Genomic DNA, 7,387 nt, shown 5'->3' with positions numbered 1-7,387 from the left:
TTATTCGTCAAACAAGACGTCACTGACGAGGCGGATTGGCAACAAGTGATAGAGGCTACAATAACTAAGTTTGGTCAAATCGATGTGCTCGTCAACAATGCAGGCATTACCACGCACAAATCGATATTGGATACCTCGGTTGATGACTATCGTAAAATCCTCGAGATCAATCAAGTCTCAGTCTTTTTGGGGATGAAAGCAGTCATCCCAACTATGAAAGCGGCCAAGCAAGGCTCTATCATTAATATCTCCTCAATCAACGGTCTGGTTGGCGGCGCTATTGGCTATACCGATTCCAAATTTGCGGTACGCGGTATGACTAAAGCTGCAGCACTTGAATGCGCGCCCTTTGGCATACGTGTCAATTCTGTGCATCCAGGTGTGATTGCTACGCCTATGATCTCTCAAGGCGATACCAAAGACGCTGTTGAGGCATTTGCTAAGACCATTCCTTTACAGCGCGTCGCTCAGCCGGAGGAAGTCAGTAGTATGGTGCTCTTTTTGGCATCTGATGACTCTAGTTATTCCACTGGTTCAGAATTCATTATTGATGGCGGTTTGACCGCCAAATAGCCTCTGAGTGCAACCATAAATCCCTGTAGTTTGAAGCTTATAAATAACAAGATAGTGTTGAGTAGTTAGATTCATCCGACACTATTTTGCTTATTTCACTTAGCCTGCTGTATTGTTTCTCAAATAATACACTGACTGTTAATTTATACTTACAGGTATTAATGCTTGTTTTTTATAAAACTATGAGTTAACCTCTGTTAATCAGAACCGATACACAAGTTATACAAAGCTACTGATAAAGATAGCATTAAACAATCATTGAGTTATAACTTGTAAGTATAGTCAGCAGCGTTAAAAGATTCTAACAGCGCTCCGCTTAGTACCAAGGATTGGACTAAGCGCTAACGTATAAGTTATAGAGGTATTTATGAATAAGCGTTTATCTGGTTTACTTACCCTGTCAGTTTGTCTGTTTGCAGGCTCAACCTTAGCTATCAATACTAATGCAGCAGAAAGCGCCTACAGTACTTTGTCACAAGACAATAACTCTCATATTGACCGCGTTTTAAGTGAACTTACTCGCCAGCATGATGGTGCTTCAAGTCTTGTCAAATCTGCTCGTCAGCCATCATCTTTAGCCTTAAATAGCTCATTGCTCACTAGTGACACCGCACAAGTGAGCCAAGATGATAATGTTTTAGAGCGCCTAACTGCATCCGCTTCTAACTCATTGAGCAAATTTACTCAAAGTGGCTTAGCTTCTTGGTATGGTCGTAAGTTTCATGGCCGCAAAACTGCTAGTGGTGAGACTTTCGACATGAATGCCTTAACAGCGGCGCATCGCTCACTACCGCTCAACTGCTATGTTAAGGTGACCAATAAGACCAATGGTAAAAGCGTTGTGGTAAAAGTTAATGACCGTGGCCCCTTCCATGGTAATCGCGTTCTAGATTTATCTTATGGTGCTGCCAAAAAGCTTGGTATTACTAGCAAAGGCGTCGGCAATGTCTCTATTGAGCGCGTATCTGGACCCTAAGGTTTAAATACATCATCTAATTGCTAAGTATTGACTAATGGTTAAGTACTGCCCATAAAAAACGCCTCATTAATGAATGAGGCGTTTTTTTGCTTAAGTTTTATGCTTGATTAGAACCATTAACCTAGTCATCTATCTCAAAAGCATTTTGGATAGCGTCATCAAGACGCTCAACGGCAATCACATTGATGCCCTTAAACTGAGGCGAGTTCTTAGCAGGCGCATTGGCTTTTGGCACGATAGCATGCTTAAATCCGTGCTTCATCGCTTCTTTCAAGCGCTCTTGACCATTAGGTACTGGACGTATCTCACCTGATAGCCCCACCTCTCCAAATACCGCTAATGAGGATGGCAAAGCACGCTCTTTGATACTAGACGCACAGGCGAGCAGTACTGCTAAATCAGAGCCTGTCTCTATTACCTTGACCCCACCGACGACGTTGACATATACATCTTGCCCGCTAGTATGAATGCCGCCATGTCGATGCATGACCGCAAGCAGCATAGATAAGCGCTGAAAGTCCAAACCTAACGCCATACGCCTTGGCTGCCCTTGTGAGTCATCAACCAGTGCTTGCACCTCCACCAGCAGCGGACGCGTACCCTCACGGCTCACCATGACCACAGAGCCTGCCACAGGCTTATCATAGCGGCTCAAAAATATCGCTGATGGGTTCGCCACTTCCTTAAGCCCCATATCAGTCATACCAAAGATACCCAGCTCATTGACCGCGCCAAAACGATTTTTGACCGCGCGTATCATCCGAAAGCGCGAATCAGACTGACCTTCAAAGTACAGTACCGTATCAACCATATGCTCAAGCACACGTGGCCCTGCCAGCGTACCTTCTTTGGTTACGTGACCGACTAAGAATAGCGCTGTGCCTGTCTGCTTGGCATAACGAGTTAATATCGCTGCCGACTCGCGGATTTGGCTTACGCCACCTGGTGCTGAATTGATCGCGTCAGTATAAATAGTCTGTATAGAGTCGATGATTGCGATAGCTGGCTGCTCTTGAGTGAGCGCGGCGCATATCGTCTCGACATTGGTCTCAGCGAGCACTCGAAGACGATCTGCGGGTAGCTCTAAGCGTTTGGCACGCATAGCCACTTGCGCTAAGGACTCCTCGCCTGTGACGTATAACGCGCTACCTGCTAATGAGTCAGCACGCGCCATATTGGTCGCTGTCTGAAGCAAGATAGTTGACTTACCAATACCAGGATCGCCGCCGATAAGCACTACCGACCCTGCTACTAAGCCACCGCCAAGTACGCGATCAAACTCACTAATACCAGTAGGCAGGCGCGTATCTAGCGTCACACTGACCGCATTGAGCGGCATCACTGCGCTATGAGTCCCTGAATAGTTGCCGCCAGTGGTCGTGCCGTTAGGGGGATGGCGCGGCGCGGCTCGAGGCGCGCTTTTTGCGCTAGCTTTGTTGTGATGCGGCATACTAACATTTGGTGCTTCGACCAGACTGTTCCACTCTGAGCAGTCAGAACACTGACCTGCCCATTTACCAAAATGCGCGCCGCAACCTTGGCAGACATAACTGCTTTTGTTTTTTGCCATAGAGGATAAGCCTTATTTAGCTTACTTTAAGTCGTACATGGTAGCGTACAATTATCAGTCAGCATGAACGGGGAGCTTTAATAAATAGAATCAGACGGCTAAATAAGCGTCTTTATAGAAGATGACTATACGAAGTCGATGGTTATAGGGCTAATGGTTACAAAGGCATCCATTAGACTCTAAAGTCTTTACCTAAATATATCTCTTTAACCAGCTCATTGTTCAATACCTCATCTGAGGTACCCTCAGCGATAATAGCGCCTTCAGAGACAATATAAGCCTTTTCGCAGATAGCAAGCGTGTCACGGACATTATGATCGGTAATTAATACGCCGATACCACGATTTTTGAGTGCTAAAATCACATCTTTGATATCACCGACTGAGATCGGATCAACGCCAGCAAAAGGCTCATCTAATAAGATAAATTTAGGATTAGCCGCCAGTGCTCGAGCAATCTCGCAGCGACGACGTTCACCGCCTGACACGCTCATACCAAGAGAGCTGCGCACCCCTTCTAGATGGAACTCTTTGATCAGTTTTTCAAGCTCTAAGCGCTGCTCGCTGGCACTTAATTCACTGCGCGTTTGCAGAATTGAGAGGATGTTATCTTCGATAGATAATTTGCGAAATATAGACGCCTCTTGCGGCAAATAACCGATACCCGCACGCGCACGCTCATGCATAGCGTATTTGGACAAGTCCATCTTACCTAAAGTCACGCGGCCTTTATCCATGTTGACCAAACCGACCACCATATAAAAGCTGGTGGTCTTGCCCGCGCCATTTGGGCCCAAAAGTCCAACGACCTGTCCTTGCTCTACTGAGAATGAGACGTCTTTTACCACCCAGCGCTTGCCGTAGCGCTTGCCAAGGTTTTGCATCACTAAGCGCGCGTGTGGTGCTAAGCTTGTAGGCGATTGAACTGGCGACTTAATCGATGCGTTGTCGGCAAGTGTATTATTCATATAGTACTCAGACTTAAGGGACATAAGGTTTAGATATCAGCCGACTCTAGCGCACGCCGCGCTGACTGGTGTTATTATTTGGCGGTAGTATCAGCTCAACGCGTTGGCTATTGCCAGCAGTGGCCTCAACATCGCCCGCCTTTAGGCTGTAGCGAATGACATTACCTGCAAAGCTAGCCCCGTTTTGATTGAGCTTAGCATTACCAGTTAAAGTAATAATACCAGTTACCGCGTTGTAATCGATCTTGTTACCTTGGCCTTTTGCCAGACCTTTATCAGCAGTGATCACTTGTTGCATCGTCGCAGGTCGACCTGTAGCCACCGCTGAATTGATACTACGCTGCTCTGATAGATTAACCGTAATATCATCAGCAGTTAGTTTGAGCGTGCCTTGGGTAATAATGACGTTACCTGAGTAGCTAGTGACCCCAGTACGCTCGCTATAAGTGGCCTTATCTGCGAGTAGCTTGATCGGCTGATTGGCATCTGATGGCAAGGCATGACTGTATAAAGGCAGAGCTAAAAGCATAATCATAGGTAAAGCGCGGACGCCATACAAGACTTGTGTTATAGCGATTGAAGACGCGTACAAAGCGTGCTGTTTATTCTTCTTCATAAAAGGGTCTCTGGTTATTGTCGTTGCAAATGCCTTAGTAAAGTGTCAAATCATTGCATTAAGGTTCTAAAACAGCGCTTTATCTTGACGCTCAGACGGGGTAAAAGTTACTGCTACTTGCCCAAACTCATACTCGCCGGTTTCAAGATTAGCAGTCATGCTTGAGGCGCTAAAGCGGTTCATGCCTTGCTCGACCTTGACAGGCTCATTGCTATAGACTTGGCGCGTTTTTGTATTACCTATGAGTGTTTGACCTGTGACCTTGATGGGTTCGATATCAGAGGCGCTTTTTTCTTCGCTCACCAAGCTAAAACCGCCACCTAAACGTAGATCACCGCTTTGCTGATTGATAGCGGCGCTACCTGCTTCAATCAGATAGCGCTGCTCATCAGAGGGCTGCCAATTCATAGTGATCCCAGACATCTCATCTTGATTGGTCTTAGGATTATGGGTCAAAGACTCAGCGCTAAGCTCATACTCTGTTTCGCCCTCATCATTGGTTTGCACCGCTTTAATATCAGTGGCCTCATAATCTACATCGGTCGCTTCAATATTAACAGGCGGCGTAATCTCCCCTTGCTGCTGAAAAAACCAACCGGCAATGCCTGCGATAATAAGGGCTAGGACAATAAGAACACGAGTATTCACGATAAACCATCCTGCGTCTGATCTAATGTATAGTGCGCGATAAAGTCCTGATAATGTCCATGACCTTTTAGAATGAGATCACAGACTTCACGTACCGCGCCAGTACCACCCGCTCGCGTTGTCACCATGTCACTACGATTAATCACCTCTGAGTGAGCATTGGGAACCGTCGCGGCAAAGCCTACCGTTTGCATGGCTTTGATATCTGGCAAATCATCACCCATGTAGGCGCAATCAGCGGTCGTAATATTAAGGGCAGGATCTAACATATCAAGTAGCTCATTTAACGCCACAAGTTTATCATCACGGCCCTGTACGACATATTTAACACCCATCTCTTTTGCCCGTTTGTCTACCATAGGGCTACTACGGCCTGTGATAATGGCTGTTAGTATGCCATAGCGTGATAGCGATTTGACTCCAACGCCATCTTGTACCGAAAATGCTTTAGTCTCAATACCATTAGCGTCATAGATAATTTGTCCATTAGACAAAATACCATCTACGTCCATTATGAGGAGTTTAACTTGGCCTGCTTTTTTTGTTAGATCTTGCATAATCTGTCTCTCATAGTTCAATGAATCTTATAGCTCAATAAGTCTTGTAGCTCAATAAGTATTGAAAAAATACTTCTTTATTTGACCCCAGCTTGCAACAAATCATGAACCGTTATAATGGCTTGCAAATGATCATCATCGTCCATGACTAACAGCTGACTAATACCCTTCTCATTCATAACGCTAAGAGCGTCTGAGGCGCGCATAGTTTTGCTAACCTGGCGTGGATTTGTCGTCATCACCTCGTGTATAGGTACGGATAAATCAAGACCCCGCTCAAGCACGCGGCGCAAATCGCCATCGGTGAATATACCGACGACCTTTTGCTCATCATCAGTCACTACTGTCATACCCAAGCGTCCGTGAGTCATCGTAAATAGCGCTTCACGTAGCACTGATTGCTGATTGACGAGTGGCAATTGATCAATTGAGGTATGCATCAAATCCTCTACTCGCGTTAGCAATTGGCGACCCAGCGCACCTGCAGGATGTGATAAGGCAAAGTCCTCTGAGGTAAAGTTGCGCGCATGAACCAAAGCCACTGCTAGGGCATCACCGAGCGCCAAAGTGGCAGTCGTGCTCGAAGTAGGTGCTAAATTGAGCGGACAAGCTTCTTGTGACTTACCAAGGGTCAGAATGATATCAGCGGCACATGGCAACATACCTCTATGGTCGCGGCTAATACTAATGAGCGGAATGCCCAAACGCTTGACCACAGGTAATAGCATCTTAATCTCATCTGACTCGCCAGAGTTTGAGATGGCAAGAAGCACATCGCCTTGCACTAGCATACCTAGATCGCCATGACCGGCCTCACCTGGATGCATAAAGAACGCAGGCGTACCTGTCGAGGCAAAGGTCGCCGCTATCTTACGGCCAATCAGACCCGACTTACCCATGCCCGTTACTACCACGCGGCCTTGACAGGCCAAGATCACGTCGCAGGCCTGTGCAAATCGCGTATCTATTTGTTCTGCCAACAAAGTCAGCGCTGATTTTTCAGTATTAATCGCCTCAATAGCAGCGTTGATAAATTGCGCGTGCGTGGTATTGTTAGTCATATATTCGCTCAATGCCTGTCAAATTTTATAAGTCACTGTTTTTGTAAGTTACTATTTTTATAAGTCACTATCTCTAAAAGGACTTTTTTAAAAGAGTTATCTATCTTACTATATTCTACTCATATGTAGTAAATCATCGTTAGCAATACTTTTATAAACAGCTAACTGGCCGTACAAAACCTTATTAAGTCCTACCTTGATGCAAAAAGACCTACTTAGTAGCAGGTCTTTGAGAAGTTATTATGATATCAATTAGCTATCGCTAGCGTCATCGTTTTTATCATCACTACTGGTATCTTGAGGTGAATTTTCAAAACCACGATCTTGACCAAAGCCTCCTCGCTCAAAACCGCGATCTTGACCCTGACCGAAGTTACCACGCTCAAAGCCGCGATCTTGACCTTGGCTAAAGCCGC

Annotated in this window: 8 protein-coding genes; 2 read left to right on the top strand and 6 right to left on the bottom strand. The window is 45.8% G+C overall.

What is annotated here, in order from left to right; genetic code table 11:
- Positions 1 to 573, top strand: a 573-nt coding sequence (locus ACTXGO_RS07635) for an SDR family oxidoreductase (RefSeq protein WP_443573925.1), incomplete at its 5' end; no start/stop codon positions are given.
- Between the two features lie 367 nt (positions 574 to 940).
- Positions 941 to 1,549, top strand: coding sequence for a septal ring lytic transglycosylase RlpA family protein (locus ACTXGO_RS07630; RefSeq protein WP_443573924.1), 609 nt, complete (start codon positions 941 to 943; stop codon positions 1,547 to 1,549).
- A 124-nt stretch (positions 1,550 to 1,673) separates the two neighbouring features.
- Here the strand turns inward: ACTXGO_RS07630 and radA are convergent, their stop codons facing one another.
- From radA to ACTXGO_RS07600, 6 genes are all read right to left on the bottom strand, one after another.
- Entirely contained in the window at positions 1,674 to 3,122 is a 1,449-nt protein-coding gene (radA, locus tag ACTXGO_RS07625; protein ID WP_317199365.1) for a DNA repair protein RadA, read from the bottom strand.
- Positions 3,123 to 3,294: 172 nt separating this feature from the next.
- On the bottom strand, positions 3,295 to 4,005 hold the full coding sequence (gene lptB, locus ACTXGO_RS07620; RefSeq protein WP_317199475.1) for an LPS export ABC transporter ATP-binding protein: 711 nt from the start codon (positions 4,003 to 4,005) through the stop codon (positions 3,295 to 3,297).
- A 130-nt stretch (positions 4,006 to 4,135) separates the two neighbouring features.
- A complete protein-coding gene (gene lptA, locus ACTXGO_RS07615) occupies positions 4,136 to 4,624 on the bottom strand; it encodes a lipopolysaccharide transport periplasmic protein LptA (RefSeq protein ID WP_317199474.1) in 489 nt (162 codons plus the stop codon).
- Between the two features lie 147 nt (positions 4,625 to 4,771).
- The gene (lptC, locus tag ACTXGO_RS07610) at positions 4,772 to 5,353 is read right to left on the bottom strand and encodes an LPS export ABC transporter periplasmic protein LptC (RefSeq protein ID WP_317199364.1); all 582 of its coding nucleotides are present in this window, start codon (positions 5,351 to 5,353) and stop codon (positions 4,772 to 4,774) included.
- Complete coding sequence (locus ACTXGO_RS07605; protein ID WP_317199363.1) at positions 5,350 to 5,910, bottom strand: KdsC family phosphatase; 561 nt, start codon at positions 5,908 to 5,910, stop codon at positions 5,350 to 5,352. The genes lptC and ACTXGO_RS07605 overlap by 4 nt, the downstream gene beginning before the upstream one ends.
- A gap of 77 nt (positions 5,911 to 5,987) precedes the next feature.
- Positions 5,988 to 6,971 (bottom strand): KpsF/GutQ family sugar-phosphate isomerase, encoded by a 984-nt coding sequence (locus tag ACTXGO_RS07600; protein ID WP_443541506.1) that lies wholly within the window; start codon positions 6,969 to 6,971, stop codon positions 5,988 to 5,990.
- Positions 6,972 to 7,387: the final 416 nt, after the last annotated feature.

The organism is Psychrobacter sp. T6-1 (assembly GCF_052258445.1).
The sequence above is the reverse complement of the archived record's forward strand: the minus strand, read 5'-3'. Positions and strand labels throughout refer to the sequence as shown.

Excerpts from the sequence above, each read along its gene's own strand:
- ACTXGO_RS07630 (WP_443573924.1), top strand. The coding sequence starts at position 941 with ATGAATAAGCGTTTATCTGGTTTACTTACCCTGTCAGTTTGTCTGTTT.
- radA (WP_317199365.1), bottom strand. The coding sequence starts at position 3,122 with ATGGCAAAAAACAAAAGCAGTTATGTCTGCCAAGGTTGCGGCGCGCAT.
- lptB (WP_317199475.1), bottom strand. The coding sequence starts at position 4,005 with ATGCAAAACCTTGGCAAGCGCTACGGCAAGCGCTGGGTGGTAAAAGAC.
- lptA (WP_317199474.1), bottom strand. The coding sequence starts at position 4,624 with ATGATTATGCTTTTAGCTCTGCCTTTATACAGTCATGCCTTGCCATCA.
- ACTXGO_RS07605 (WP_317199363.1), bottom strand. The coding sequence starts at position 5,910 with ATGCAAGATCTAACAAAAAAAGCAGGCCAAGTTAAACTCCTCATAATG.
- ACTXGO_RS07600 (WP_443541506.1), bottom strand. The coding sequence starts at position 6,971 with ATGACTAACAATACCACGCACGCGCAATTTATCAACGCTGCTATTGAG.